The organism is Telluria sp. GW821-FHT07G12, assembly GCF_059418525.1.
In genome coordinates this window covers 123,345-149,965 of sequence record NZ_JBWKQA010000001.1, presented here as the reverse complement: position 1 = coordinate 149,965, position 26,621 = coordinate 123,345, and the positions used below count along the sequence as shown (strand labels likewise).

The 26,621-nt window shown below is 65.9% G+C and carries 20 protein-coding genes; 14 read left to right on the top strand and 6 right to left on the bottom strand.

The genetic code is table 11. From position 1 onward, the window contains the following. Positions 1–25 precede the first annotated feature (25 nt). From AC07PE_RS00705 to AC07PE_RS00685, 5 genes are all read right to left on the bottom strand, one after another. Entirely contained in the window at positions 26–1,432 is a 1,407-nt protein-coding gene (locus AC07PE_RS00705) for a glycosyltransferase family 2 protein (RefSeq protein ID WP_498760738.1), read from the bottom strand. Beyond that, positions 1,429–2,529 (bottom strand): HEAT repeat domain-containing protein, encoded by a 1,101-nt coding sequence (locus AC07PE_RS00700; RefSeq protein ID WP_498760737.1) that lies wholly within the window; start codon positions 2,527–2,529, stop codon positions 1,429–1,431. Before AC07PE_RS00700 ends, AC07PE_RS00705 begins: the two co-directional genes overlap by 4 nt. Further along, positions 2,526–2,909, bottom strand: a complete 384-nt coding sequence (locus AC07PE_RS00695; RefSeq protein WP_498760736.1) for a response regulator transcription factor — start codon at positions 2,907–2,909, stop codon at positions 2,526–2,528. The genes AC07PE_RS00700 and AC07PE_RS00695 overlap by 4 nt, the downstream gene beginning before the upstream one ends. Positions 2,910–3,083: 174 nt before the next feature. Then, positions 3,084–3,785, bottom strand: coding sequence for a pirin family protein (locus AC07PE_RS00690; protein WP_498760735.1), 702 nt, complete (start codon positions 3,783–3,785; stop codon positions 3,084–3,086). A gap of 102 nt (positions 3,786–3,887) precedes the next feature. After that, positions 3,888–4,097 carry a DUF3820 family protein gene (locus AC07PE_RS00685; protein ID WP_498760734.1) on the bottom strand — a complete coding sequence of 70 codons (210 nt, stop codon included), beginning with the start codon at positions 4,095–4,097 and terminating at the stop codon, positions 3,888–3,890. A gap of 46 nt (positions 4,098–4,143) precedes the next feature. On the opposite strand from AC07PE_RS00685, the gene AC07PE_RS00680 reads away from it, so the two are divergent. The 12 genes from AC07PE_RS00680 to AC07PE_RS00625 all read left to right on the top strand — a co-directional run bounded on the left by AC07PE_RS00680 (position 4,144) and on the right by AC07PE_RS00625 (position 22,256). Continuing rightward, on the top strand, positions 4,144–4,566 hold the full coding sequence (locus AC07PE_RS00680; protein WP_498760733.1) for a DUF1810 domain-containing protein: 423 nt from the start codon (positions 4,144–4,146) through the stop codon (positions 4,564–4,566). Then, a complete protein-coding gene (locus tag AC07PE_RS00675) occupies positions 4,563–5,147 on the top strand; it encodes a cysteine dioxygenase family protein (protein WP_498760732.1) in 585 nt (194 codons plus the stop codon). Before AC07PE_RS00680 ends, AC07PE_RS00675 begins: the two co-directional genes overlap by 4 nt. Positions 5,148–5,217: 70 nt before the next feature. Next, entirely contained in the window at positions 5,218–6,783 is a 1,566-nt protein-coding gene (locus AC07PE_RS00670) for an NYN domain-containing protein (protein WP_498760731.1), read from the top strand. 90 nt (positions 6,784–6,873) lie between these two features. Continuing rightward, positions 6,874–7,326 carry a hypothetical protein gene (locus AC07PE_RS00665; RefSeq protein ID WP_498760730.1) on the top strand — a complete coding sequence of 151 codons (453 nt, stop codon included), beginning with the start codon at positions 6,874–6,876 and terminating at the stop codon, positions 7,324–7,326. Positions 7,327–7,511: 185 nt separating this feature from the next. Further along, a complete protein-coding gene (locus tag AC07PE_RS00660) occupies positions 7,512–8,360 on the top strand; it encodes a hypothetical protein (protein ID WP_498760729.1) in 849 nt (282 codons plus the stop codon). A 117-nt stretch (positions 8,361–8,477) separates the two neighbouring features. Next, positions 8,478–9,947, top strand: coding sequence for a sodium:solute symporter (locus AC07PE_RS00655; protein WP_498760728.1), 1,470 nt, complete (start codon positions 8,478–8,480; stop codon positions 9,945–9,947). A 69-nt stretch (positions 9,948–10,016) separates the two neighbouring features. Continuing rightward, complete coding sequence (sppA, locus tag AC07PE_RS00650; protein WP_498760727.1) at positions 10,017–11,888, top strand: signal peptide peptidase SppA; 1,872 nt, start codon at positions 10,017–10,019, stop codon at positions 11,886–11,888. A 196-nt stretch (positions 11,889–12,084) separates the two neighbouring features. Next, positions 12,085–13,542, top strand: coding sequence for an efflux RND transporter periplasmic adaptor subunit (locus AC07PE_RS00645; protein WP_498760726.1), 1,458 nt, complete (start codon positions 12,085–12,087; stop codon positions 13,540–13,542). A 1-nt stretch (position 13,543) separates the two neighbouring features. Next, complete coding sequence (locus tag AC07PE_RS00640; protein ID WP_498760725.1) at positions 13,544–16,759, top strand: efflux RND transporter permease subunit; 3,216 nt, start codon at positions 13,544–13,546, stop codon at positions 16,757–16,759. Then, on the top strand, positions 16,756–20,130 hold the full coding sequence (locus AC07PE_RS00635) for an efflux RND transporter permease subunit (protein ID WP_498760724.1): 3,375 nt from the start codon (positions 16,756–16,758) through the stop codon (positions 20,128–20,130). The genes AC07PE_RS00640 and AC07PE_RS00635 overlap by 4 nt, the downstream gene beginning before the upstream one ends. Beyond that, positions 20,127–21,590, top strand: a complete 1,464-nt coding sequence (locus AC07PE_RS00630; RefSeq protein ID WP_498760723.1) for an efflux transporter outer membrane subunit — start codon at positions 20,127–20,129, stop codon at positions 21,588–21,590. The genes AC07PE_RS00635 and AC07PE_RS00630 overlap by 4 nt, the downstream gene beginning before the upstream one ends. 183 nt (positions 21,591–21,773) lie before the next feature. Continuing rightward, the gene (locus tag AC07PE_RS00625; protein ID WP_498760722.1) at positions 21,774–22,256 is read left to right on the top strand and encodes a hypothetical protein; all 483 of its coding nucleotides are present in this window, start codon (positions 21,774–21,776) and stop codon (positions 22,254–22,256) included. Position 22,257: 1 nt separating this feature from the next. On the opposite strand, the gene AC07PE_RS00620 is transcribed toward AC07PE_RS00625, so the two are convergent. Then, positions 22,258–23,250 carry a bile acid:sodium symporter family protein gene (locus tag AC07PE_RS00620; protein WP_498760721.1) on the bottom strand — a complete coding sequence of 331 codons (993 nt, stop codon included), beginning with the start codon at positions 23,248–23,250 and terminating at the stop codon, positions 22,258–22,260. Positions 23,251–23,459: 209 nt separating this feature from the next. Between AC07PE_RS00620 and AC07PE_RS00615 the strand changes: the two genes are divergently transcribed. Then, complete coding sequence (locus AC07PE_RS00615) at positions 23,460–24,308, top strand: PEP-CTERM sorting domain-containing protein (RefSeq protein ID WP_498760720.1); 849 nt, start codon at positions 23,460–23,462, stop codon at positions 24,306–24,308. A gap of 104 nt (positions 24,309–24,412) precedes the next feature. Further along, entirely contained in the window at positions 24,413–26,566 is a 2,154-nt protein-coding gene (locus AC07PE_RS00610; protein WP_498760719.1) for a S46 family peptidase, read from the top strand. The last annotated feature ends 55 nt before the right edge of the window (positions 26,567–26,621 follow it).

Here is a 26,621-nt window from a genome sequence, read left to right as displayed (position 1 = left end):
GTAAAAGAAGATGGCGCATCGAGGCTCAGGCGCCGAGGCTGCCCTTGCGCTTCATGGCGCCCCAGCTGGCTTCCTTCTGGGTCGCCCAGCGGTATAGGCCGATCAGGCGCCACCAGGTGTTCAGCTGGCGGTAGCCGAGGTTCTCGATCAGCACCACCACGCCCAGCGCCAGCAGCTGCTTGCCGCGCGGGTAGATGTGGAAGGACATCTCTTCCAGCAGCAGGCCGGAAGCGGACAGCAGGACGCCAAGGCCAATCGCGACGAACATGAAGGTCGAGAAGGCCTGCCAGGAAATCGCGCCGGTCAGGAAGGAGACGATCATGAAGAGGTAGCCGCCCACTTCGACCACGGGCCCCAGCCATTCGAACAGCAGCATGAACGGGAAGGCCAGCCAGCCCGGCACGCCGCCGTTCTTCGAAAAGAACAGGCCCCAGTTGGCGTTCAGGCTCTCGGCCAGGCCGCGCTGCCAGCGGATGCGCTGGTTCTTCAGGGTCTTCAAATCTTCCGGCGCCTCGGTCCAGCAGACCGGGTCGGGCACGAATTCGATGCGGTAGGGCTGGCGCCGTTCGCGCAGCAGGCGGTGCAGGCGCACGATCAGTTCCATGTCCTCGCCGATGGTGTCCGGGCGGTAGCCGCCGACGCTGACCACGGCGTCCTTGCGGAACACGCCGAAGGCGCCGGAGATGATCAGCATGCCGTTCACCGCCGACCAGCCGAGGCGCCCGAACAGGAAGGCGCGCAGGTACTCGACCACCTGGAACAGCGCCCACGGATTGCGCGGCAGGCCGACGCGGGTCAAAAAGCCGCCGGCGACCTCGCAGCCGTTGGCAATGCGGATGGTGCCGCCGGTGGCGACCACGGTGGGGTCGCGCAGGAAGGGCTGGGTCACGCGCTCGAGGCTGTCGCGCTGCAGGATCGAATCGGCGTCGACGCCGCAGAACAGCGGGTAGCGCGCGGCGTTGATGCCGGCGTTGAGCGAATCCGCCTTGCCGCCGTTGAACTTGTCAATCACCCGCAGATTCGGGAATTTCGTCGACCGGTAGATCGCCTTGATTTCCTTGGTCGGGATCTGGCGGCGGTAGGCTTCGGGGAAGGGCAGCAGGCCGAATTCCTGTTTCAGGACCTCGAGCGTGCCATCCTTCGAGCCGTCGTTGACGACCACCAGCTCGTATTCGGAATAGGTCAGCTGCAGCATCGAACGCACGGATGCCGCGATGCTGGCTTCTTCGTTATACGCCGGCACCAGGATGCTGACCGGCGGCTCCAGGCCCGAGTAGGCGCGCGGCAGGTCGTCCAGCATCTCTTCCTGGCCCTTGCGGTGCAGGGTGCGCAGCGACAGCAGGTTCAATACCAGGTAGCCGCCATTCAGCAGCACGAAGTAGCACAGCACGAACCAGGTGACGAAATCGAGCAGCAGGTGATGCGAGTTCACGCGGCCTCCGTTTCTTCGGTCAGCGCGGCCTGCTCCGCCATCACCTGGGCCAGCATGTCGGCGGCGTAGCGGTCGTCCAGCGTGGCATGCAGTGCTTCGAGGTCGGCGCGCTTCAGCCAGGGCAGTTCGACCAGGGCCTGGGCCGCGCGGTAGCGCACCCACCATTCGCGGTCGGCCAGCAGGCGCACCAGGCGCTCGACGTCGCCGCGGTCGCCGATGCGGCCCAGCGCCTTGGCGGCCTGCACCCGCACCTGCCAATCCTCGTCTGTCAACAGCGTCCGCACCTGTTCCTGCAGCAGCGGCGTGTTCACGATGCGCAGCGCGGCGGTGACGATGGCGATCTCGCCGCTGGCCAGCGCCGTCGCCAGGGACTCGGCCGGCAGTTCGATGCGCAGGGCTTCGGCGATGCGCAGCGCGCGCGGCAGGCGCTGGGCGCTCAGGCGCGGCAGCATCCCGGCCAGCACCGCCGCCACCGGGGTGCCGGCCTGCTGCAGGATGCCGGCCACGTGCGACATGGCCCAGTCTTCGCGTTCGATGAACAGCGGGGTGAGATATTCGGCGGCCGCCTGCGGATCGATGCGCACCAGCGCCCACAGCGCCGTCAGCGACAGCGTCGGGTCGTCCAGGCCGGTCAGGCGCAGCAGCTGGGGCCAGGCCTGGCGGTGGCCGAGGTGGCCCAGCATCAGCGCGGCCAGCAGGCGCTCGGTGCGGGCGCGCCGGCCCAGCATGGCGCGCGCTTCGCTATCGAGGCCGAGGCGGCAGGCGATGTCGTTGAGGGCGGCGCCGGCTTCGCCGCGCAGCGAGGATTGCAGGTGCACCCACAGCTTGATGAAGTGCAGACGCTCGGATGAACGAAGGGCAGGCAGCTGTTGCGGGCTTTCGCCGACGATGGCGGCGTTCAGCAGCGGGCGCCAGCGCGCGAGCGTGCGCGCCTTGCGCCGTTCGCGCGCGCGCAGGGACATGCGCAGGCGGACGATCTGCAGGCCGAGCAGGAGGGTCAGCAGCAGCGCGGCGATGCCGGTCCAGAACGCCGCCGCCAGGATCGGATCCGACGGCGCACCGAGACGGGCGGCGAGGGCGCCGGCGGAAAGGGTCATGCGGGCGTTTTGAGGAAGCGGCGCAGGCGAGCCAGCAGCTCTTGCGGCTGGAAAGGCTTGATGATGAAGTCGTCGGCGCCGGCGTCGAGGGCGCGCACGGTGTCGCGTTCGGTGTTCTTCGCGGTCAGCATGATGACCGGGGTCTCGCGCCAGGCTTCCTGGGCACGGATCAGGCCCACGATCTCGAACCCGTCCACGTAGGGCAGCATCACGTCCAGCAGCACCAGGTCGGGCGCCGGATTGGCGATGACATGGGCGGTGGCCGCGCGGCCGTCGGCGACGTGGGTGACCTGGTAGCCCTGGCGCTCCAGCATGAAAGTCAGGACGTGGGCGATGTGGACGTCATCCTCGACGACGAGGACGGTAGGTTGTGCACTCATGGGTGGCCGCAAAAAAGTTGCTCTGAGGCTCCATTTTAACCCTAGCTGCGAGCAAAACACCGTCTGTACACGCTAAATTGTGGCCGCCAAGCGACTACCGGCTGTCACATTTCGCAAGTGTCGTTGGCAGGCTGTCCAGCTTCGTGGACAGCCTGCCAACTTCAGGCCGCAGTTTTAGCGCGGCAGGTCGAACAGCAGCAGCTCGGCCGCCTCCGCTTTGGAGAACGTGATGCGCTCCTCATCGGCCAGCTTCAGAGCGTCGCCGGTGTTCAGGACCATGCCGTTGACCTCGACCCGGCCGCGGATCACGTGCACGTAGGCCAGGCGGCCGGCGGCCAGCGCGTGCTCGGCCTGGTCGTCGCCGTTCAGGATGGCCGCATACAGCGAGGCGTCCTGGTGGATCAGCACCGAGCCCTCGCGGCCGTCGCCGGAAGCGATCAGGCGCAGCTTGCCCTGCTTTTCCTCGAGCGGGAAGTGCTTCTCCTCGTAGCTCGGCGGGATGCCTTGCTGGTTCGGCTGGATCCAGATCTGCAGGAAGTGCACCGGCTCCGTCTTCGAGCCATTGAACTCGCTGTGCCGCACGCCGTTGCCGGCGCTCATGCGCTGCACGTCGCCGTAGTGCAGGACCGAGCCGGTGCCCATGCTGTCCTTGTGCTCCAGCGCGCCGTCCAGCACGTAGGAGATGATCTCCATGTCGCGGTGGCCGTGGGTGCCGAAGCCGGCGCCGGGGGCGACGTGGTCTTCGTTGATCACCCGCAGCGGACCGAAGCCCTGGTGACGCGGGTCGTAATAGTCGGCGAACGAAAAGCTGTGCTGCGATTGCAGCCAGCCGTGGTGGGCGCGGCCTCGTTCTTCACTTTTGCGGATTTCGATCATGGTTTGCTCCTGTGTGTGTACTCGATGGAAGCCAGTATAGCGAGGTGGAGGCGGCAAGAAAAACGAGTAGTTTTGCAGGCTATGATCGAAAAAATCGAATGTTCACCGGCGCAGCGGATCCAGCAAGCCGCGCAGCGCATTATGGTCGATCTCGTACATCAGCTCGAGCAGCTCACCGAGCTCACCACGCGGAAAGCCCTCGCGGGCAAACCACGCAAGATAATGGCCGGGAAGTTCCGCAATCTTCTTGCCCTGGTATTTACCGAAGGGCATTTCGCGGACGAGGAGGAGTTGCAGGTCTTCTGGTTTCATGGTGGCGCCATTGTAGTAGCATGACCGCGAGAAGGAGGGGACCAGCATGGACACCGACTACAACCTGCAGCGCTTCGTCGACGCCCAGGAGGGCATCTACGCCACCGCGCTGGCCGAACTGCGCGCCGGCCACAAGCGCACCCACTGGATGTGGTTCATCTTTCCGCAGATCGAAGGCCTGGGGCACAGCGAGATGTCGCGCCGCTACGCCATCCATTCCACCGACGAAGCCGCCGCCTACCTCGCGCACCCGGTTCTGGGCCCGCGCCTGCGCGAGTGCACGGCCAGCGTCGCCATGCACGACGACTGCGGCGTCGACGAGATCTTCGGCCACCCCGACGATCTGAAGTTCCATTCGTCCATGACCCTGTTTGCCGATGTCGCCCCGGACGAGGCGCTGTTCCAGGATTGCCTCGACCGCTTCTTCGACGGCAGGCCGGATCCGGCCACGATGGCGCGGCTGTCATGAACGCGCACCAGCCCGACGACTTGCAGATTTTCGTGCGCGGCCTGGAAGCGCTGGTCGACCGCGGCGCCGACGAAGCCACGATTCTGCGCGAGGGCCGCGCCCTGCTCGCCGGCCTGATCGCCCGCGACGGCTGGCTGCCGGCCGCGCTGCTCGAGCCGGACCCGGACAGCTACCGCATCCACCAGCTGCACGTCGATCCCGCCGGCCGCTTCTCGGTATCGGCCATGGTCTGGGGACCGGGGCAGGGCACGCCCATCCACGACCACACGGTCTGGGGCATGGTCGGCGTGCTGCGGGGACGCGAGCGCTGCGAGGAGTTCGCGCCGCTGTTGGAGCCGGGCGGGCCGCTGGTACGTGGCCATGTACACGAGCTGGCGCCTGGTGATATCGATCTCGTCTCACCCACGATCGGTGATATACATCGCGTATCGAACGCTTTACAGGACGGCACCTCTATCAGCATCCACGTCTACGGCGGCGACATCGGCGTCATCGAGCGTTCGCGCTACGACGATGCCGGTCGCGCCACGCCTTTCGTCAGCCCCTACGCCTCCTGCCTGCTGCCCGGTCGTGCGAGCTGAGGTGGATTTGCGGTTGTTGCGTATAATCCGCCGGATAGCTCGTTCACCAACCCATTCTCAATAACAAAACATGGCTTCATCTTCAGAAAACATCAGCATGGCGGTGTTCTGCGACTTCGAGAACGTCGCACTCGGCGTGCGCGATGCGAATTACGAAAAATTCGACATCAAGCCCGTCCTCGAACGCCTGCTGCTCAAGGGCAGCATCGTGGTCAAGAAAGCCTATTGCGACTGGGACCGCTACAAAGGTTTCAAAGCGACGATGCATGAGGCGAATTTCGAATTGATCGAGATTCCGCACGTGCGCCAGTCGGGCAAGAACTCGGCCGACATCCGCATGGTGGTGGACGCGCTCGACCTCTGCTACACCAAGGCCCACGTCGATACCTTCGTGATCATCTCCGGCGACTCCGATTTCTCGCCGCTGGTATCGAAGCTGCGCGAGAACGCGAAGCGCGTGATCGGCGTCGGCGTCAAGAATTCGACCTCGGACCTGCTGGTCGCCAACTGCGACGAATTCATCTTCTACGACGACCTGGTGCGCGAAGTGCGCCGTGCCGCCGCCAAGCGCGACGAGCGCAAGAGCCAGCCGCAATCGCAGCGCGGCGGCCGTCCTTCCGACGAGAGTAACCGCAAGAAGGAAGAGATGGAGGCGCGCAAGCTGCAGGCGCTGGAGATGGTGGTCGAGACCTTCGACGCGCTGGTATCCGAGCGCGGCGATACCGGCAAGATCTGGGCCTCGCTGCTGAAGGACACGCTGAAGCGCCGTCGTCCGGACTTCTCCGAAACCTATTACGGCTTCCGCACCTTCGGCAATCTGCTGGAAGAGGCGCAGACCCGCGGCCTGTTCGAATTCGGCCGCGACGAGAAGTCGGGCACCTATGTCTACCGCAGCACCCAGGCCATCGATGCGCTGGGCGGCGTGACGGAAGCCGAGCCGCTGCAGGCCGCGTCGGCGCCGCTTGCGCTGGAGTCCGGCGACGAGCTGGCCGCGGAGACGCAGGGCGAGCAGCCGAGCGAGATTCCGCCAGCCGCCGCACAGGCGCGCGAACCGCGCCGCCGTGGTGGACGCGGGCGCAGCAAAGGCCGCGAGCAAAGCAGCGACCTGGCCGCCGAGCAGGCCGCATTTGCGCAAGAGCAGGCGGCGCAGGAAGAGGCAGCGATGGCCAGCTGGCCGGCGCCGACCCCGGACCTGGTGGAAGCGGACGACAGCGCAGCGGAGACCGTAGACGCGCAGCTGCAAGCCGCCGAAGCTGCTGATGCCGCTGAAGATGTCGCAGCCGTGGAAGCCGTCGCCGAACAGCCGGCCGCCCCGAAAGAACGCCGCCGCGCGCCACGCAAGCCGTCTGCGCGCAAGGGCAAGGCGGAGCAGACTGCGCCTGAAGCCGGCGCGGACAACGCCGCCATCGCTGCGGATGCGGTGCCGGCGGTCGAGGCGCCCATTGCAGCCGACGCCGACGGCATGACCGACGCCGACCCGTCCGATCCGGCCCCGGCCGACGGCGATGCCGATGCCGAGGCCCAGGCTGCCAAGGAGCGCAAGAAATCGGCGCGTCCGGCCCACAAGGCGCCGTCGCGCAAGCCGGCCACGCGCGCCCGCCGTCCGGCCAAGCCGAAGACCCCCGAAGGCGCCTGAGCCGGTACTTACGCGCGCGGCGCCGGCCAGGCGTGTGCAATAATGACAACGCACACCCTGGCTTGCCCGCTTGCGTAAAGGACCGACATCATGCGCCCGCTGACCGGACTGCTTTTCCCTGCCGCCGCCCTGGCCGCCGTCTTTGCGGCGCCGCTTCCGGCCGCGGCTGCGCCGGCGGGTTCGCCGTCGGCCTCCCATCCGCTGCTGGGCATCTGGGTCCTCAGCATCCCCCAGCTCGGCTGCTCCGAGACCTATCACTTCCGCGGTGACGGCACCACCCTGGTCAAGAGCGCCGGCGAGGTATCCGAAAGCGAGTTCACGGTGGCCGAAAAGCCCAGCGCCAAGGGCTTCTACAAGCTGGAAGACCGCGTCGTGAAGGACAACGGCAAGCAGGACTGTTCCGGCGAGGTCATGCAGATCGGCACCCGCGCCACCAATTACCTGCGCTTCCACCCCTCGGGGGCGCGCTTCGTGATGTGCCGGGAAGAGTCGATGGAGGCCTGCATCGGGCCTTTCGAGCGGATGCCCGCGCAGGGGATTTAGCACACGCTCTTCTGTTTGATTTTACGTCAACCAGGCGCGTTTCAAACGCGGACGTCGTTCCTAAGAATAATAGTGTGCCGAACTTCTGGCCTGCGACCCTCTTGCAGAATGAATCGGGTTAAAGGCCTGGACAGAGGTTCATAGCGGCAGTACACTCGTTGCATTATTGCAACTCTTGGAACATAATGAGTACATCTCCATCGCCTGGTCCCGGCTCGCTTCCATTTTGGAAGAAGGGCGAGTTCATTGTCACCACTATAATTGCCCTCGCCTCTATCATCGTTCCGATTGCATATTCGCATTTCGATGCGGCGACCCAGTCACTGCTGGTAAACACGGTTTCCACGGTGCCTTTGAAAAGTCATGAAATTCTTGGGGCTACCGATATCGAAATTCTCGTTGGTGGCAAGGTCGTCCCATCCCCGTATGTCACGACGCTCGAACTGATCAATAACGGCAGTAAACCTGTAGCCGCCTCCGATTTTCATAGTCCAATCGTCTTTTCCGTTAACGACGATTCCCAGATAGTCCGCGCGGCAGTGTCTTCTACTTCCCCCGGTGGAATTGATGCAAAGCTCGCTGCAACGAGACAGGCTGTTTCACTGGCGCCGTTGTTGCTCAATCCCGATGACTCTTTGCGAGTAACGATCATCACGAACAATGCGCCACCTGTTTTTACTGTTAACGCAAGGATTGCCGGCATCAAGTCGATTGAAATTCAGGAGTCGACGGATAAAAACTCAAAACAGCGGCGCGGCGCGTTTTCACTTGTTTTGGGGGTTGCCGTGTTTGGAACGTATTTGCTGTTCTTGGTGATGGGCGGTACAAATGCGATTTTGAACATCAACCGCTGGGTGGCGTTCGTGATAGCCGCTGTATTGGCCGTCGTTTCGGGCAATCTGATCACTGACGGGTTTGCTCAATTCAGCTTCAGCGTGGTTCAGCAAATAATTTCAGGTATCGTCGTTGTTTTGATTGCAGCTGTATTATTTTATAAATCCATTGCGCATGGGACGGCCATCGTTCCCCGGTAAGACCGGGCTTTTGTGGTTGAAAATGCAGGCCGGCCGGGCCGGCCGCGCGGCCGATGGCTTGCAGCCTGCCTTCAGTGTATATTGCTCGGCGCTTAGTCATTCATTATCGGATCTTCGATGTCCCCGGCACTCCTCTTCTGCATCCTCATCGCGTATTTCGCACTCCTGCTCGGCGTTGCCTGGGCAACCTCGCGCAACGCCAACAACGACAGCTTCTTCATCGGTAACAAGAGCAGCAACTGGATGCTGGTCGCCTTCGGCATGGTCGGCACCACGCTCTCGGGCGCGACCTTCATCAGCGTGCCGGGCGCGGTCGGCACCGACGCCTTCGGCTACGGCCAGGTGCTGATCGGCTATGTGTTCGGCTACGTCGCCGTGGTCTACCTGCTGCTGCCGCTGTACTACCGCCTGAAGCTGACCTCGATCTACACCTACCTGGACGGGCGCCTGGGCCGCCGCGCCTACCAGAGCGGGGCCGGCTTCTTCATCCTGTCGCGCCTGTTCGGCGCCACCGCGCGCCTGTATCTGGTGGTGGCGGTCCTGCAGAGCATCATCCTGGACAGCCTGGGCGTGCCGTTCTGGCTGACCACCTTCGTCATCCTCGGCATGATCCTGCTCTACACCTACCAGGGCGGTGTCAAGACCATCGTCTGGACCGACACCCTGCAGACCACCTGCATGTTGGTCGGCCTGTTCGCCTGCGTCGGCTTCATGCTGGGCCAGCTCGACCTGACGATTCCGCAGGCCCTGCAGCAGATGCACGAGCGCGGCCTGTCGCGCGTGTTCACCTTCGACCCCAACAGCCCGAGCTTCTGGCTGAAGCAGATCGTGGCCGGCGCCTTCATCGTGCTGACCATGACCGGCATGGACCAGGAGATGATGCAGAAGACGATCTCGGTGAAGACCCTGGGCGACTCGCAGAAGAACCTGCTGAGCCTGACGGCGGTGCTGGTGGTGGTGCTCTCCAGCTTCCTGTTCCTGGGCGGCCTGCTTTACCTGTACGCCCCGGTGGCCGGCGTCACCGCCACCGGCGACAAGATCTTCTCGACCGTGGTCATGGGCCACCTGCCGGCGGCGGTGCAGATCATCTTCCTGATCGCGCTGATCTCGGCCCTGTTCCCCAGCGCGGACGGCGCAATCACCGCGCTGACCTCCACCTTTTGCATCGACATCCTCGGCATCAAGCGCCGCGAGGACATGTCGGAGGAGGCCAAGCAGCGCCTGCGCCGCCACGTCCACCTCGGCTTCGCGCTGCTGTTCCTGGTGATGGTGCTGTTCTTCAAATGGATCGACAATCCGAGCATGATCGGCGTGATCCTGAAGCTGGCCAGCTACACCTACGGACCGCTGCTGGGCCTGTTCGCCTTCGGCATGATGACGACCCGAACGCTGAACGATCGCCTGGTGCCGCTGGTGACCATCGGCGCGCCCATCCTGTGCGCGCTGCTCGAGTACAACCAGCATTACGTGCTTGGACACTACCGATTGGGTTTGGAGTTGCTTATGGTCAATGGGGCACTGGTATATATCGGCTTGTTCGCCATCTCGCGCCGCGCGACTATCAAGCCGGCTGCAGTTGCCGCATAACCTATAATTAATTCGGGGTCAAAAAGTGCTCTGACCCCGAATTGTCGATTTAAACCAAAGGACATCAGAATGCCGTTTAAGCCTATGACATCGCTGCGCCGCGGCCTCGGTTCGCTCTGGCGCGGCATCGACGCCACCCGCCGCTTCGTGCTGAACCTGTTCTTCCTGCTCATCGTGATCCTGCTGCTGTGGGCGATGTTCGGCGGCGGCATCAAGCCGCTGGCGCCGAAAACCGCGCTGGTGCTCGACCTGAAGGGTGAGCTGGTCGAAGAGAAGGCCGGCAGCGTGCGCGATTCCGCCGTGGCCGCGCTGAGCGGCAATGCGCGCCACGTAATCCAGCTGCGCGACGTCCTGAACGCGCTGGATGCGGCCGCCAAGGATTCGAACATCAGCAGCGTCGTGCTCTTCCTGGACGAGATGGATGGCGGCGGCCTGGCGTCGCTGCGCGAATTTGGCGCGGCCGTCGAGCGCGTCAAGGCGGCCGGCAAGACGGTGGTCGCATGGGGCGGCACTTACGACCAGAAGCGCTACATGGTCGCTTCCCACGCCAGCGAGGTCTATCTGCACCCGATGGGCATGGTGCTGATCGAAGGCTTCGGCCGCCACCGCAACTACTACCGCGACGCCCTCGACAAGGTCGGCGTGACGGTCAACCTGATGAAGGTCGGCACCTATAAAAGCTTTGCCGAGCCGTATATCGGCAACGGCCCCTCGCCGGCGGCGCAGGAGGCCGACAGCGTCCTGTACAACGCCCTGTGGGCCAACTACACGGCGGAAGTCGAGAAGGCGCGCAAGCTGCCGGCAGGCGCCATCGCCAAGGGCATCGAGGAGCTGCCGCAACGCATGGCGGCCGCCAACGGCAACGCCGGCAAGGTGGCGCTGGACTGGAAGCTGATCGACGGTCTCAAGACCCGCGATGAAGTGCGCGCCCTGATGGTCAAGCGCGGCGAGTACGACGAGTCCAGCAAGACCTACCGCCATGTCCAGTTCCAGGACTACCTGGACCGCCACCCGCCGAAGCTGCTGGGCGACGCCGTTGCCGTGGTGGTAGCAAGCGGCGACATCACCGAAGGCACGGGCGGTCCCGGCATGGTCGGCGGCATCTCCACCGCCAACATGATCCGCGCCGCGCGCGAGGACAAGCAGGTCAAGGCCGTGGTCCTGCGCGTGAATTCGCCGGGCGGCAGCGCCTACGGCTCGGAGCTGATCCGGCGCGAGCTGGAACTGACCCGCAACGCCGGCAAGCCGGTGGTGGTATCGATGGGCGACGTCGCAGCATCCGGCGGCTACTGGATCTCGATGGCGGCCGACGAGGTGATCGCCGACCCGAATACCGTGACCGGTTCGATCGGCGTGTTCGCGATCCTGCCGACCGCGGACAAAGTGGTCGACAAGCTGGGCATCCACACGGCCGGCGTGACCACCACCTGGCTAGCCGACGCCTACAATCCGCTGCGCCCGCTGGACCCGCGCTTCGGCCAGCTGATCCAGTCCAGCATCAACCACATCTACGACGAGTTCACCACCAAGGCCGCGATCGCGCGCCGCACCACGCCCGAGAAGATCGACGCCGTGGGGCAGGGCCGCGTATGGACCGGCGGCCAGGCCAAGGAACGCGGCCTGGTCGACCGCCTCGGCAGCTACGGCGACGCGCTCGCTTCGGCCGCCAAGCGCGCCCACCTGGACGGCGACTTCCGCGTCGCTTATACCGAACGTCCGGACTCCATGTTCGAGCGCCTGCTGGAACGCATGGGCATCTCCGACGCCAGGATCCTGAGCGTGCAGGTCAAGCTGGGCCTGCTGCCGGCCGACCTGGCGCTGGATGCGCTGCCGGCCGGCGCTACCGTCGGCGTGGCCAAGGACCTGGGTTGGCTGTCGCAGGTGGCTTCGCGCCGCCAGCCCTTCGCGGCGGTGACCCACTGCCTGTGCGACATCCCTTGAGGTTTGTAACAAGTTGTACGTAAGAGCAACTCTTCCTTGAACGGGCGCGGATCCACTCCGCGCCCGTTTTGCTTTGGTTTACTCCCATTTCTTCGGCCCATCCCAGAGCGGGCCGACATGCATTTCTTGGTACGTTACGAAACATAAAGCCGAGACGGTCCGTGCTACATTCGTGAGCAAACTACCAAGGACAAGCATGAACCCGACCGTCACCCCCGACAAGGAAAAGACCACCACACGTCCCCAGCGCACACGCCGCTCGCGCGTGATCGGCGCCATCGTCGCCATCCTCGCCATGGTCGGACTCGGCTGGCTGGCCTGGCACCTGACCCACCAGCCGTCCGGCACTGGTGCAGGTGCGGGCGCGGCGGCAGGCGCGCGCGGGCAGGGCGGGGGCGCACCGGGTGCGGGCGGCGGCGGACCCGGCGGCGGCGGTGGACGGGGCGGACGCGGCGGCCAGATGGCCACCACGGTCGGCGTCGGCAAGGCCGAGCGCGCCGACATCCCGATTACCCTGGAAGCGCTGGGCACCGTGACCCCGGCGGCGGTGGCGACCGTACGGCCCCAGGTCGGCGGCGTGCTGCAGAAGATCACCTTCACGGAAGGCCAGCTGGTCAAGGAAGGCCAAGTGCTGGCCACCATCGATGCGCGCCCGGCGCAAATGAGCCTGCTGCAGGCGACCGGCCAGCGCCAGCGCGACGAAGCCCAGCTGGAAAGCGCGCGCGTGCTGCTGCAGCGCTACCGCACCCTGCTGGAGCAGGACTCGATCGCGCGCCAGGACGTCGATACGCAAGCGGCGCTGGTCAAGCAGCTGGAAGGCGCGGTCACCACCGACAAGGCGGCCGAGGGCATCGCCCGCATCAACCTCGGCTACACCCAGGTGCGCGCGCCGATCTCGGGCCGCGTCGGCCTGCGCACCGTCGACATCGGCAACCTGGTCAACAGCGGCGATACGAACGGCATCGCCGTGATCACACAGATGTCGCCGATCGACGTCGAATTCGCGGTGCCCCAGGACCAGCTGCCGGCCCTGCAGCAGCGCATCAACGAAAACGCCAACATGCAGGCCATCGCGATGGACCGCACCCGCACCCAGAACCTGGCGACCGGGCGCTTCTTCGCGATGGACAACCAGGTCGACACCCAGACCGGCACCGTGCGGGCAAAGGCCCGCTTCACCAACGACGGCGGCAAGCTGTTCCCCAGCCAGTTCGTGAACCTGCGCCTCGAGGTCAACACCATCAAGAACGCCGTGACGGTGCCGGTGACGGCGCTGCGCCACGGCGCCAGCGGCGACTTCGTCTATGTGCTGAACCCGCAAACGAAGACGGTCGCGCTGACCAACGTGAAGCGCGGCCAGGCGAATGCCGAGCGGGTACAGATCGCCGAGGGCCTGCAGGGCGGCGAGACCGTGATTACCGAAGGCGCCGACCGTCTGAAGGATGGCGCCAAGGTGAGCTTGCCGGGCGATCGTCCGGCAGGCGCCGGCGGCCGCGGCGGACGTGGCCAGGGCGGGCAGGGCGCGCAGGGTGCTGCCGCCTCCGCGACACCGGAGCAGGGCCAGGCGGCCCAGCCGGGCCAGCAGGCGCAACCCGGCCAGCAGGGCGAACGCCGCCACCGCCGCCAGCAGCAGGCCGAAGGGGCGGCGCAATAGCATGAGCCCATCCGCTCCCTTTATCCGCCGCCCGGTCGCCACGTCGCTGCTGATGCTGGCGATCGTGCTGGCCGGCCTGGTCGGCTATAAATTCCTGCCCTTGTCCGCGCTGCCCCAGGTCGACTTCCCGACCATCCAGGTGCAGACCCTCTACCCGGGCGCGAGTCCGGAAGTGATGGCGCGCACCGTGACGGCGCCGCTGGAACGCCAGTTCGGCCAGATGTCCGGCCTGTCGCGCATGAGTTCCACCAGCGCGGCCGGCGTCTCGGTCGTGACCCTGCAGTTCAGCCTGGGCCAGACCCTGGACGTGGCCGAGCAGGAAGTGCAGGCCGCGATCAATGCCGGCGGTTCGCTGCTGCCGACCGACCTGCCGGCGCCGCCGGTCTACGCCAAGGTGAACCCGGCCGACGCGCCTGTGCTGACCCTGGCGATCACCTCGGACACCATGCCGCTGACCGAGGTGCAGAACCTGGTCAACACGCGCCTGGCCTTGAAAATCAGCCAGGTCACGGGCGTCGGCCTGGTCACGCTGCAGGGCGGCCAGCGCCCGGCGGTGCGGATCCAGGCGAACACCGAGGCGCTCGCAGCGAACGGCTTGGGGCTCGATACGCTGCGCACCGCCATCACGGCCGCCAACGCCAATAGCGCCAAGGGCAGCTTCGACGGCCCGGCGCGCGCCTACACCATCAACGCCAACGACCAGCTGGTCACGGTGCCGGACTACACGAACCTGATCGTCGCCTACCGCAACGGCGCGCCGGTGCGCCTGGGCGACGTCGCCAAGGTCGTCGACAGCGCGGAGAACGTCAAGCTGGGCGCCTGGGCCAACATGAAGCCGGCGATCATCCTGAACGTGCAGCGCCAGCCCGGCGCCAACGTGATCGCCACCGTGGACGCCATCAAGGAGCGCCTGCCCGAGCTGCAGGCCAGCCTGCCGCCGACCCTGCGCGTGGACGTGCTGTCCGACCGCACCACCGGCATCCGCGCCTCGGTCGAACACGTGCAGATCGAGCTGGTGCTGGCCGTGCTGCTGGTGGTGCTGGTGATCTTCGCCTTCCTGCACAGCATCCGCGCCACCGTGATCGCCAGCCTGGCGGTGCCGATCTCGCTGGTCGGCACCTTCGGCGTCATGTACCTGCTGGGCTACAGCCTGAACAACCTGTCGCTGATGGCGCTGACCATCGCCACCGGCTTCGTGGTCGACGACGCCATCGTCATGATCGAGAACATCTCGCGCTACATCGAGGAGGGCGAGAAGCCGATGGCGGCGGCCCTGAAAGGTGCGACCCAGATCGGCTTCACCATCATCTCGCTGACGGTCTCGCTGATCGCGGTCTTGATTCCGCTGCTGTTCATGGGCGATGTGGTCGGGCGTCTGTTCCGCGAATTCGCGGTGTCGCTGGCGATCACGATCCTGATCTCGGCCGTCGTCTCGCTGACCCTGGTGCCGATGATGTCGGCGCGCTGGCTGCGCCAGAACGACGAGTCGCACAACTCGCGCTTTGCACGCTGGTTCCAGGCCACCTTCGACAACACCGTCGGCTATTACGACCGCTCGCTGAACTGGGTGCTGGAGCGCCAGGGTCTCACGCTGCTGGTGGCCTTGGGAACGCTCGTGTTGACGGCGCTGCTGTGGACCTTCATTCCGAAATCGCTGTTCCCGACCCAGAACACCGGCCAGCTGCAAGCCCGGGTGGAGGCGCGCCAGGCCATCTCCTACCAGGCGATGACGGAAATGCAGCAGCTTGCGGCGCGCGAGATCCTGGCCGATCCGGAAGTGGCTTCGCTCAGCTCCACCGTCGGCGTGGATGCCGCCAACAACACCATGCTCCACACCGGCACCATGCTGATCAACCTGAAGGAAGGCCGCGGCGACCAGGAAGAGTTGATGAACCGCTTGCGCGAGCGGGTGGCGCGCAACGTCGCCGGCGTCAACCTCTACTTGCAGCCGACCCAGGACCTGACCATCGACGCCGAGAGCGGCCCGACCCAGTACCGCCTGTCGATCGAGGGCGCGGACACCAAGACCGTGACCGAGTGGTCGCGCAAGCTGGCCGAGGCGATGAGCCAGCGCAAGGAGCTGCGCAACGTGGTGACCGATGCCGGCGCGACCGGCGCCGCGGCCTTCGTCAACATCGACCGCGACAGCGCCTCGCGCCTGTCCGTCACCGCCTCGAACATCGACGACGCCCTGTACAGCGCCTTCGGCCAGCGCATCGTCTCCACCATCTTCACGGAGACCAACCAGTACCGCGTGATCCTGGAAGCCCAGCAGCCCGAGAACATGTCGCTGGACGCGCTGTCCAACCTGCAGCTGCGCACCGGCTCCGGCCAGCCGACGCCCTTGTCCGCGATCGCCTCGATCACCGAGCAGGCGGCGCCGCTGCAGATCACGCACGTCGCCCAGTACCCGGCCACCACGGTCGGCTTCGACACCGCCAGCGGCGTGAAGCTGGGCACGGCCGTCAACGCGATCAAGGACGTGGCGCAGGAGATCAAGCTGCCGGCTTCCGTCACCATGACCTTCCTCGGCGCGTCCGGCGCCTACCAGAACTCGCTGTCGAACCAGCTGTGGCTGATCCTGGCGGCGGTGGTCTGCGTCTACATCGTGCTGGGCGTGCTGTATGAAAGCTATATCCACCCGCTGACCATCCTCTCGACCCTGCCCTCGGCCGGCGTCGGCGCGCTGCTGGCGCTGATGGTGACGGGGCAGGGCCTGGGCGTGATCGGCATCATCGGCATCATTCTTCTCATTGGCATCGTCAAGAAGAACGCCATCATGATGATCGACTTCGCCATCGAGGCGGAGCGCGACGAGGGCAAGGACCCGCGCACCGCCATCCACCAGGCGGCCATGCTGCGCTTCCGCCCCATCATCATGACCACCCTGGCGGCGCTGTTCGCGGCCGTCCCGCTGATGCTGGGCTGGGGCGAAGGCGCGGAGCTGCGGCGTCCGCTGGGCCTGGCCATCTTCGGCGGCCTGATCGTCAGCCAGATGCTGACCCTGTTCACCACGCCGGTGATTTATCTCGCCTTCGACCGCCTGGCGCGGCGCTGGGGCGGCCAGGAACCGGCCAAGCCGCACGGTCCGGGATCGGACGGTGGCCCCGATAGCGGTCATCCGTCGGCCAGGCCGGCGCCGCAGCAGCCGGTGCTGCTGACGCCGCAGCCCAGCACCACGGCGCGTGGCGAGGGGCCGCACGGAGCCGGCGCATGAATCTCTCGCAGCCCTTCGTCAGGCGCCCCATCGCCACCGTGCTGCTGACCATCGGCATCGCGCTGGCGGGCATCGCTGCCTTCTTCGTGCTGCCCGTGTCGCCGCTGCCGCAGGTCGACTACCCGGCGGTGTCGGTATCGGCCAACCTGCCCGGCGCTAGCCCGGACACGATGGCATCGTCGGTGGCGACGCCGCTGGAACGAAGGCTGGCGACCATCGCCGGCGTCAACGAGATCACCTCGAACAGCGGCAACGGCTCGACCCGCATCAACCTGCAGTTCGACCTGAACCGCCAGATCGATTCCGCCGCGCGCGAAGTGCAGGCGGCCATCAACGCCTCGCGCGCCGACCTGCCGGCCACCTTGAAGAGCAACCCGACCTACCGCAAGTCCAACCCGTCCGATTCGCCGGTCATCATCCTGGCGCTGACCTCGAAGACGCGCAGCCCCGGCCAGATCTACGACGAAGTCTCGAACATCGTCCAGCAGAAGCTGGCCCAGGTACGCGGCGTCGGCGACGTCGAGATCGGCGGCGGCTCGCTGCCGGCCGTGCGCGTGGACCTGAATCCCTTCCAGATGAACCGCTATGGCCTGTCCAGCGAGGACGTGCGCGCGGCCATCCAGGCGTCGAACCCGAACCGCCCGAAAGGCGCGCTGGAAGGCAGCGGCATGCGCCTGCAGATCTATTCGCAGGCGAACACGCCCACCAACGGCCGCACCGCCGCCGACTACCGCGGCCTGGTGGTGGCCTGGCGCGACGGCGCCGCGATCCGCCTGCAGGACATCGCGGACGTCACCGACGGTGTCGAGAACATCAATACCCTCGGCCTGTTCAACGGCCAGCCGGCGGTGATCGTGCTGGTCACCAGCCAGCCGGGCGCCAACGTGATCGAGACCGTGGACGGCGTACGCGCACTGCTGCCGACCCTGCAGGCCCAATTGCCGCAGGACGTGAGCATGCAGGTGGCTTCGGACCGCACCAATTCGATCCGCGCCTCGCTGCACGAGATCGAGCTGACCCTGATGATCTCGATCGTGCTGGTGGTGCTGGTGGTGAGCGTATTCCTGCGCAGCGTGCGCGCCACCGTCGTGCCGGCGGTGGCGACGGTCGTCTCGCTGCTGGGCACCTTCGGCGTGATGTACATGCTGGGGTTCTCGATGAACAACCTGTCGCTGATGGCGCTGACCGTCGCCACCGGCTTCGTGGTCGACGACGCCATCGTGGTGCTGGAAAACACCAGCCGCCACGTCGAGCAGGGCATGGACCGCATGAAGGCGGCCCTGCTGGGCGCGAGCGAAGTCGGCTTCACGGTGCTGTCGATCAGCCTGTCGCTGGTCGCCGTGTTCATCCCGCTGCTGTTCATGGGCGGCCAGGTGGGCCGGCTGTTCCGCGAATTCGCGGTGACCTTGTCGGCGGCGGTGATGATCTCGCTGGTGATCTCGCTGACGACCACGCCCATGCTGTGCGCGATGCTGCTGAAGGAGCATGATAAAGATGAGCAGCTGAAGCGCCAGCCGGGCAAGCTGGCGCAATGGGCGGAGCGCGGCTTCAACCGCATCCTGAAGGCCTACGAACATGCGCTCGACTGGGCGCTGGACGCCAAGCCGCTGGTGATGCTGATCCTGGCCTTCGTGGTGGGCCTGAACGTCTACCTGTTCTCGGCCGCGCCCAAGGGTTTCTTCCCGCAGCAGGACACCGGCCAGATCAACGGCGGCATGCGGGCCGACCAGAGCATCTCCTTCCAGGCCATGCAGCAGAAGCTGCACCAGCTGGTCAACATCATCAAGAGCGACCCGGCGGTCGACACCGTGGTCGGCTTTACCGGCGGTTCGCGCGCGGGCGGCGGCTTCATGTTCATGAACCTCAAGCCCGCCAGCGAACGCGCGAAAGGGGAGAGCGGCCAGGCCGTGATCGCGCGCCTGCGGCCCAAGCTGGCGCGCGTGACCGGCGTGCAGCTGTTCCTGAACCCGGTGCAGGACCTGCGCATGGGCGGACGCCAGAGCAATTCGACCTATCAGTACACACTGAAAAGCGACAACCGCAGCGACCTGAAAGCCTGGGCGACCAAACTGGCCGACGCCATGAAGCAGCAGAAGGCGCTGACCGACGTCGACACCGACCAGGCCGAGAACGGCGTCGAGACCTATGTCGACATCGACAAGGAAAGCGCTGCGCGCCTGGGCATCAGCGCGAAGGACGTCGACAATGCGCTGTACAACTCCTTCGGCCAGCGCCAGGTCGCGAACATCTACGATGAGCTGAACCAGTACCACGTGATCATGGGCGTGGCGCAGAAGTATGCGCAGTCGCCGGAGTCGCTGATGGATGTGTATGTGCCGGCCAAGGGCACTGCTGCTTCGGCCGCCTCGGGCAATTCGAACACCGGCGGCAGCGGCACGAGCAGCAGTAGCGTCACCGGCGCCAATACCGGCGCCGGCGCGGCCGCGGGCACGGTCGGTGCGGGCGCCGGCGCAAGCAGCGGATCGAGCGGCGGCGGTTCCGGCGGCACGCCGGCGGCCCCGACCAACCTGACCGCCGCGCGCGATCCGTCCAGCGGCTCAGCGCTGTCGACCGGCGCCACCACCATGGTGCCCCTGTCCGCCATCGCGAAATTCGCGGAGCGCTCGACCCCGAGCTCGGTCAACCACCAGGACGGCGAGCTGGCCACGACGATTTCCTTCAACCTGGCCCAGGGCTTTTCGCTGTCTGACGGCCAGGCCGCGGTGCGCGACGCCGAAAACCAGATCGGCATGCCGGTCAACGTGCGCGGCAGCTTCCAGGGCCAGGCCAAGCAGGCGCAGGAATCGAACCAGCAGCAGCCGCTGCTGATCCTGGCAGCCATCGTCGTGATCTACATCGTGCTGGGCATCCTGTACGAGAGCCTGGTGCATCCGATCACGGTGCTGTCGACCCTGCCCTCGGCTGGCGTGGGTGCGGTGCTGGCGCTCTTGATGTTCAAGATGGAGTTCTCGATCATCGCCCTGATCGGCGTGTTCCTACTCATTGGTATCGTGAAGAAGAACGCCATCCTGATCATCGACTTCGCGCTGGAGGCGGAAAGGGCGCGCGGCCTGTCCGCCACCGAGGCGGTGCGCGAGGCCTGCCTGCTGCGCTTCCGGCCCATCCTGATGACGACCCTGGCCGCGGCCCTCGGCGCGCTGCCGCTGGCGATCGGCTTCGGCGAAGGCTCCGAGCTGCGCCAGCCGCTGGGCATCGCCATCATCGGCGGCCTGATCGCCAGCCAGCTGCTTACCCTGCTGACCACGCCGGTGGTCTACGTCTACATGGACAAGCTGCGCACCGTCAAGGAAGACGAGCACGAGCTGGCGCGCCATCCACACGAACAAGAAGCTTCCATTTCCCATCCATGAACATGCGAACGACATCCCTCCTGCGTCCCACCCTGATGGCCCTTGCCGCGGCGGCCCTGCTGGCCGGCTGCGCCGTCGGCCCGGCCTACCAGCGCCCGACGGCGCCCGAACCGGCGGCCTACAAGGAGCTGCAGGGATGGGTGCCGGCGGCGCCCGCCGATGCGCTCGACCGCGGGCCGTGGTGGACCCTGTTCGGCGACCCGCAGCTGAACGAGCTGGCGGCTGGCGTCGAGGTCTCGAACCAGAACGTGGCGGCGGCGGTGGCGGCCTACGCCCAGGCCCGCGCCATCGTCGCCGAGCAGCGCGCCTCGCTGTTCCCGTCGGTGACCTTGAACGGTTCCGGCACGCGTTCCGGCACGCGCGGCGGCGGCAGCGGCAACGCCACCGTCGACGCCAACGGCAATATCATCGGCGGCAGCGGTGGCGGCAGCGTGCGCAACGCCTACCGGCTGTCGCTGGGCACCAGCTGGGAGCCGGACGTGTGGGGCCGCCTGCGCGCGGGCGTGACGGCCGCGCAGGCAAGCGCCCAGGCCAGCGCCGCCGATCTCGCATCGGCGCGCCTGTCGGCCCAGGGCGAGGTCGCATCGAACTATCTGCAGCTGCGCGCGATCGACGCCCAGCGCGCGCTGCTGGCCACGACCATCGAAGGCTACCAGCGCGAGCTGCGGATTGTGCAGAACCGCTACGACGTCGGCATCATCCCGCACTCGGACGTCTACCAGGCCGAGACCCAGCTGGCCAGTGCGCAAAGCGACGACCTGGGCCTGGCGCGCCAGCGTGCGCAGCTGGAGCATGCGATCGCGGTCCTGGTCGGCAAGACCCCGGCCGAGTTCGCGATCGCGCCGGTGCCGACCTGGCAGGTGACGGTGCCGGAGATCCCGGTCGGCGTGCCCTCGACCTTGCTGCAGCGCCGTCCGGACATCGCCGCCGCCGAGCGCCAGGTGGCGGTCGCCAACGAGCAGATCGGCATCGCGCGCTCGGCCTACTTCCCGAGCATCGGCCTGAACGCATCGCTGGGCACCTCGGCCAGCAAGGTGAGCGATTTGTTCAATGTGTCGAGCGCGGCCTGGTCCTTCGGCCTGTCCGCGGCCCAGACCCTGTTCGACGCCGGCGCCACCCGCGCCCGCGTGGAGGGCGCGCGCGCGGCGCACGAGGAAGCGGTGGCGCGCTACCGCCAGACCGTGCTGACCGCCTTTGCCGACGTCGAAGACCAGCTGGCCGCGACCCATGTGCTCTCGCAGCAGCAGGACCTGCAGCGCCGCGCGTCCGAGGCCGCCGACAAGGTCGAGCAGCAGGTGCTGAACCGCTACAAGGCCGGCCAGGTGAGCTATTCGGAAGTGGTGCAGGCCCAGGTAACGGCCCTGAACGCCCGCCGCTCGCTGGTCACGACCCAGTCCACGCGCCAGACCACGGCCGTGGCCCTGGTCCAGGCCCTGGGCGGCGGCTGGCATGCCGAATAAATTCGGGGTCAGAGCACTTTTTGCCGATAATTCGGGGTCAGAGCACTTTTTTGAGAAAGGTTGCCGAGGAACGGACTCTGGCTCTCGACGTGTGTTTCCGCATGAGCGATGATGAAGCGGGCATGAGAAGCTGCCGCGAAGTCATTGCCCAAAAAAGTGCTCTGACCCCGAATTTCAAGAATAATGTGCTCTGACCCCGAATTTTTCAGCGGCTTTTCGCTGCCGGGTAACGATACCTCGGCCGGTGCCGTACTCTACATTGCCAGCACCGTCGTCCTGACGGCCTGGATGCGCCGCGTCGAATTCAGGCGCGGCGGGCGGGATGCCGGTATTGCCATGCTCGATCTGCTGAGCAGCCTCAGCCTGGCGATGCCGGCGCTGGCGTATTGGAATGTGCATCTCGGCGCGAGGCTCGGCGATGCCGCGCTGCGCCTGCTGTTCGTGCTCGGCCTGCTGGGACTGTTCGGCTTCGTCGCTTATGACGCGCGCGCCATGCTGCGCCATCCGCGCCTGAGCGAGCGCCAGCGCCGCCGCTTTGCCGCCATCGGCGCCGCCGCGGTCCTGCTGCCTTCGACCCTGGAAGTGTGGTGGGGCGCCGAAGCGCTGGCCCATCTTCACGCTTCCCCGGAAGAACTTGCCCAAAACCGGAGTCCGACCCCGGTTTGATTCAGCGTAAGTCGCGGCGCTGGGCCCAGCGGGCGGCCAGCACCGCGCAGACCATCAGCTGGATCTGGTGGAACAGCATCACCGGCAGGATCACCATGCCCAGCGCGCCCGGCGCGAACAGCACCTTGGCCATCGGCACGCCACTCGACAAGCTTTTCTTGGAGCCGCAGAACACGATGGTGATCTCGTCCTCGCGCGAGAAGCCGAGGCGGCGGCTGGCGTAGGTGGCCAGGGCCAGGGCGATCGCCAGCAGCACGCAGCACAGCACGCCGAGGCCGATCAAGGTCGGCAGCGACAGCTTGTGCCACAGGCCTTCGTTGACCGATTCGCTGAAGGCGGTGTAGACCACCAGCAGGATCGAGCCCTGGTCGACGATCTTCAGCATCGGCTTGTTGCGGTCGACCCAGGCACCGATCCAGGGGCGCAGGAACTGGCCGGCCAGGAAGGGCAGCAGCAGCTGCTTGACGATAGACAGCACCGCGTCCAGTGTCGAGCCGCCGGATGCGGTCGCGCCCTGCACGATCAGCGTCCCTACCAGCAGCGGCGTGACGAAGATGCCGACAAAGTTCGAGGCCGAGGCGCTGCACACGGCCGCCGCCACGTTCCCGCGCGCCACCGAGGTGAAGGCGATCGACGATTGTACGGTCGAGGGCAGGGTGCACAGGAACAGGATGCCGACGTAGAGGTCGGGCGGAAGCACGGTCCCGGACAGCGGTTTCAGCGCCAGGCCGAGGAGGGGAAACATCACGAAGGTCGAGGCCAGCACCAGCAGGTGCAGGCGCCAGTTGGTCAGCCCCGATAGCATGGCCTCGCGCGACAGCTTGGCGCCGTGCAGGAAGAACAGCAGGCCGATGGCGACGGTCGTGATCTCGCCGAACACCTGCGCGGCGTGTCCCTCGCAGGGCAGCACGCTGGCCAGCGCCACGCTGCAGAGCAGCCAGACGGTGAAGGCATCGGGGATCAGACGGCGGAGCGAGGCGATCAGGGAAGACATGAGAATTTCGAAAACTGCGGAAGGGCAACCATCTATTCTAGCCCTTTGCCGCGGATGCCGCCGGCTGTCGACGAATCTTACATAAGCGCCTCCGAAATGGATGAGATGCAACTGCAAGCTATTGATTGCGAACACCTTATTTCCGTTGGTACAGAACTTGCGACAGTGGCTGCGCAGTTCCCATATAACTCACTGACGAGAGACGACACATGAAGACGATCATCCGCGCAAGCCTGGCCGTGCTGTCCGTGTTCACCCTGGGCGCCAGCGCCCAGGCCGCCGTAGTGACTGTGACCCCCGCCGACCTGGGTCCCACCAACTGGCATCTCGAAAACTTCCGTGGCACCAGCAACGGCTTCACCTCGACCACCACGGCCGCGATCACGACGACCCAGCCGCGCAGCGGCAACGGCTCGGTCGAGATGTCGCTCACCGACGCCAGCGGCAAGGCCGACTACGTCTACACCTGGGGTTACGTGGGAGGCCGCACCCTCGGCAACCTGAGCACACTGAGCTACGACTGGTATCGCGCCAGCGGGGGTAGCGCCAATGCCAACCTGATGCCGGCGCTGCGCCTGCTGTACGACGCCGACGGCAACGCCAATACGACGAACGACATCGGCTACCTCGTCTTCGAACAGGTCTACAACGCGCCGAGCTTCAACGGCCCGGTGCCGATGGACCAATGGGTCAGCAGCGATTTGATGAACATGAATTTCTGGATGCGGGTCTTCGGTTCGCCCAGCAAGACCATCGAAAGCTTCGACAACACCTTGGCCGAATGGGCTGCCGGTGCGCATCCGGACGCAGACGCCGACGTGCTGAGCGCCAACAGCGCCATCCTCGGCCTCGAATTCGGCATCGGCTCCGGCTGGAGCGGCACCTTCCGCGGCTACGTCGACAACGTCAGCTTCGGCTTCGGCCGCAACGAAGCGACGACCTTCAATTTTGAAACGGAACGCGCCGCCGACGTGCCCGAACCGGCCAGCCTGGCCCTGATCGGCCTGGGCCTGCTGGGCGTAGCCGCACAGCGCCGCCGCAAGGGCCAAAGCGCGTAAATACGCAGCAAGACCACAGGGTGAGTATGGGTGAGAAAGTTATTTCCACCTATAAGCAGGGGCGATATACTCGCGCTTGCTTTTTATTCACCCTGGGGTCCAACGTGTTCAAATCCATCGTTTTGCCTGTCGTCGCCGTCATGTGGGTTATCGCCTCCGCCCACGCCGACGAAGGCCAGTGGCAGCCGCACCAGCTGCCGCAGCTGAAGTCCGAACTCAAGCGCATCGGCATTACCATCCCGGCCGAGAAACTGGCCGACCTGTCCAAGCACCCGATGAGCGCCATGGTGTCGCTGGGCGGCTGCTCGGCTTCCTTCGTCTCGCCGGACGGCCTGATCGTGACCAACCACCACTGCGCCTACGGTGCGGTGCAGCGCAACGCGACCCCGGAACACAACTACATCGTCAACGGCTACCTGGCCAAGACCCGCGACGCCGAACTGCCGGGCGGCCCGAACACCCTCGTCTACGTGACCGAGAAAGTGGAGAACGTCACTGACCGCGTTCTCAAAGGCTTGTCCCCGAACCTGTCGGGCAAGGAGCGCCACGAGCAGGTCGAGAGCCGCATCAAGGCCCTGATCGCCGAATGCGAAAGCGACAAGGCCTACCGCTGCTCGGTGCCGGCCTTCCACCGCGGCGGCGAGTACTACCGCATCCGCCAGCTGATGATCCGCGACGTGCGCCTGGTGTACGCGCCGGCCGACAGCCTCGGCAACTTCGGCGGCGACATCGACAACTACGAATTCCCGCGCCAGGCCGGCGACTTCTCCTTCCTGCGCGCCTATGTCGGCAAGGATGGCCGCCCGGCCGATCCGTCGCCGGACAACGTGCCGTATAAATCCAAGGACTTCCTGGTCGTCTCGGCCGAAGGCCTGAAGAACGGCGATCCGATCCTGCTGGCCGGCTACCCGGGCCGCACCAGCCGTTACAAGCTGCCGTCGGAAATCCGCTTCGCGCGCGACGTCGACTACCCGGCCAAGGCCGCATCGATCACCGCCGACCTGTCCGTGATCGCAGCAAGCACGATGGGCAACCCGAGCTGGGACGTGCGCTACGCCAGCGTGGCGAAGAGCCTGAACAACGTGCTGAAGAAGACCCAGGGCCTGATGGACGGCTTTGCACGCACCGACATCGCCGCCATCAAGGACAAGCAGGACGCCGAATTCCGCGGCTGGTACAAGCAGCACAGTAAAGAGCTGAAGGCAGGAGGCGGCAGCCTGCTGTCCGACCTCGACACCGCCATCGGCAGCGACATGAGCGCTTCGCAGCAGGAAGCCGCGTGGGCGGAAGCCACCCACAGCGACCTGCTGAAGAGCGCGCGCACCCTGTACCGCCTCTCGCTGGAGCGCCAGAAGCCGGACGCCGAGCGCGAAGGCGGCTATCAGGAACGCGACCTCTCCTTCATCAAGGCGCGCCTGAGCCGCCTGGAGCAGTCCTTCGTGCCCAGCGTCGACCAGGCCCGCTGGACCGCGGCCCTGAACCGCTACGCCAAGATCGACCAGAAGAACCACCCGCAGGGCCTGGACGCGCTGCTGCCGAAGGTCGATGCACTGCCGGGCATGTACAAGTCGACCGATCTGGCCGATACAGCCAAGCGCCTGGCCTGGATCGGCAAGGATCCGGAAGCCTTCCGCGCCTCGCATGACCCCTTCATCCAGCTGGCCGTGCGTCTGCAGGACACCGGCATGGCGCTGGAAAACCACCGCAAGGAAGTCGACGGCAACCTGGAGCGCGTGATCCCGCAATACATGGAAGCGGTCATCGCCTGGAAGAAGTCGCAAGGCAAGCCGGTCTACCCGGACGCCAACTCGACCCTGCGCGTCACCTACGGCACCGTGGCGCCCTACACCCCGCGTGACGGCATCACCAAGGGCCCGTTTTCGACCGTCGAAGGCATCGTGCAGAAGGCCACCAACAAGGAGCCGTTCAACGCGCCCGCCAACCTGCTGCAGGCGATCCGCGAGAAGCGCTACGGCGTGTTCAAGGATCCGGTGCTGGGCACGGTGCCGGTGAACTTCCTGTCGAGCGCCGACACCACCGGCGGCAACTCGGGTTCCGCGGTGATGAACAAGCGCGGCGAACTGATCGGCCTGAACTTCGATTCGACCTACGAGTCGATCACCAAGGACTGGTACTTCGACCCGGTGATCACCCGCGCGATCCACGTCGACATCCGCTACATGCTGTGGGTGATGAAGGAAGTCGACCATGCCGACAACCTGCTGAAGGAAATGACGATCAAGTATCCGAAAAAATAATCGGGTATTTGTGAACGGACGTGGGCACGGGGTGCCCACCCTACATGGTCGGTGG

Excerpts from the sequence above, each read along its gene's own strand:
- AC07PE_RS00700 (WP_498760737.1), bottom strand. The coding sequence starts at position 2,529 with ATGACCCTTTCCGCCGGCGCCCTCGCCGCCCGTCTCGGTGCGCCGTCG.
- AC07PE_RS00695 (WP_498760736.1), bottom strand. The coding sequence starts at position 2,909 with ATGAGTGCACAACCTACCGTCCTCGTCGTCGAGGATGACGTCCACATC.
- AC07PE_RS00690 (WP_498760735.1), bottom strand. The coding sequence starts at position 3,785 with ATGATCGAAATCCGCAAAAGTGAAGAACGAGGCCGCGCCCACCACGGC.
- AC07PE_RS00685 (WP_498760734.1), bottom strand. The coding sequence starts at position 4,097 with ATGAAACCAGAAGACCTGCAACTCCTCCTCGTCCGCGAAATGCCCTTC.
- AC07PE_RS00680 (WP_498760733.1), top strand. The coding sequence starts at position 4,144 with ATGGACACCGACTACAACCTGCAGCGCTTCGTCGACGCCCAGGAGGGC.
- AC07PE_RS00675 (WP_498760732.1), top strand. The coding sequence starts at position 4,563 with ATGAACGCGCACCAGCCCGACGACTTGCAGATTTTCGTGCGCGGCCTG.
- AC07PE_RS00670 (WP_498760731.1), top strand. The coding sequence starts at position 5,218 with ATGGCTTCATCTTCAGAAAACATCAGCATGGCGGTGTTCTGCGACTTC.
- AC07PE_RS00665 (WP_498760730.1), top strand. The coding sequence starts at position 6,874 with ATGCGCCCGCTGACCGGACTGCTTTTCCCTGCCGCCGCCCTGGCCGCC.
- AC07PE_RS00660 (WP_498760729.1), top strand. The coding sequence starts at position 7,512 with ATGAGTACATCTCCATCGCCTGGTCCCGGCTCGCTTCCATTTTGGAAG.
- AC07PE_RS00655 (WP_498760728.1), top strand. The coding sequence starts at position 8,478 with ATGTCCCCGGCACTCCTCTTCTGCATCCTCATCGCGTATTTCGCACTC.
- sppA (WP_498760727.1), top strand. The coding sequence starts at position 10,017 with ATGCCGTTTAAGCCTATGACATCGCTGCGCCGCGGCCTCGGTTCGCTC.
- AC07PE_RS00645 (WP_498760726.1), top strand. The coding sequence starts at position 12,085 with ATGAACCCGACCGTCACCCCCGACAAGGAAAAGACCACCACACGTCCC.
- AC07PE_RS00640 (WP_498760725.1), top strand. The coding sequence starts at position 13,544 with ATGAGCCCATCCGCTCCCTTTATCCGCCGCCCGGTCGCCACGTCGCTG.
- AC07PE_RS00635 (WP_498760724.1), top strand. The coding sequence starts at position 16,756 with ATGAATCTCTCGCAGCCCTTCGTCAGGCGCCCCATCGCCACCGTGCTG.
- AC07PE_RS00630 (WP_498760723.1), top strand. The coding sequence starts at position 20,127 with ATGAACATGCGAACGACATCCCTCCTGCGTCCCACCCTGATGGCCCTT.
- AC07PE_RS00625 (WP_498760722.1), top strand. The coding sequence starts at position 21,774 with ATGTGCTCTGACCCCGAATTTTTCAGCGGCTTTTCGCTGCCGGGTAAC.
- AC07PE_RS00620 (WP_498760721.1), bottom strand. The coding sequence starts at position 23,250 with ATGTCTTCCCTGATCGCCTCGCTCCGCCGTCTGATCCCCGATGCCTTC.
- AC07PE_RS00615 (WP_498760720.1), top strand. The coding sequence starts at position 23,460 with ATGAAGACGATCATCCGCGCAAGCCTGGCCGTGCTGTCCGTGTTCACC.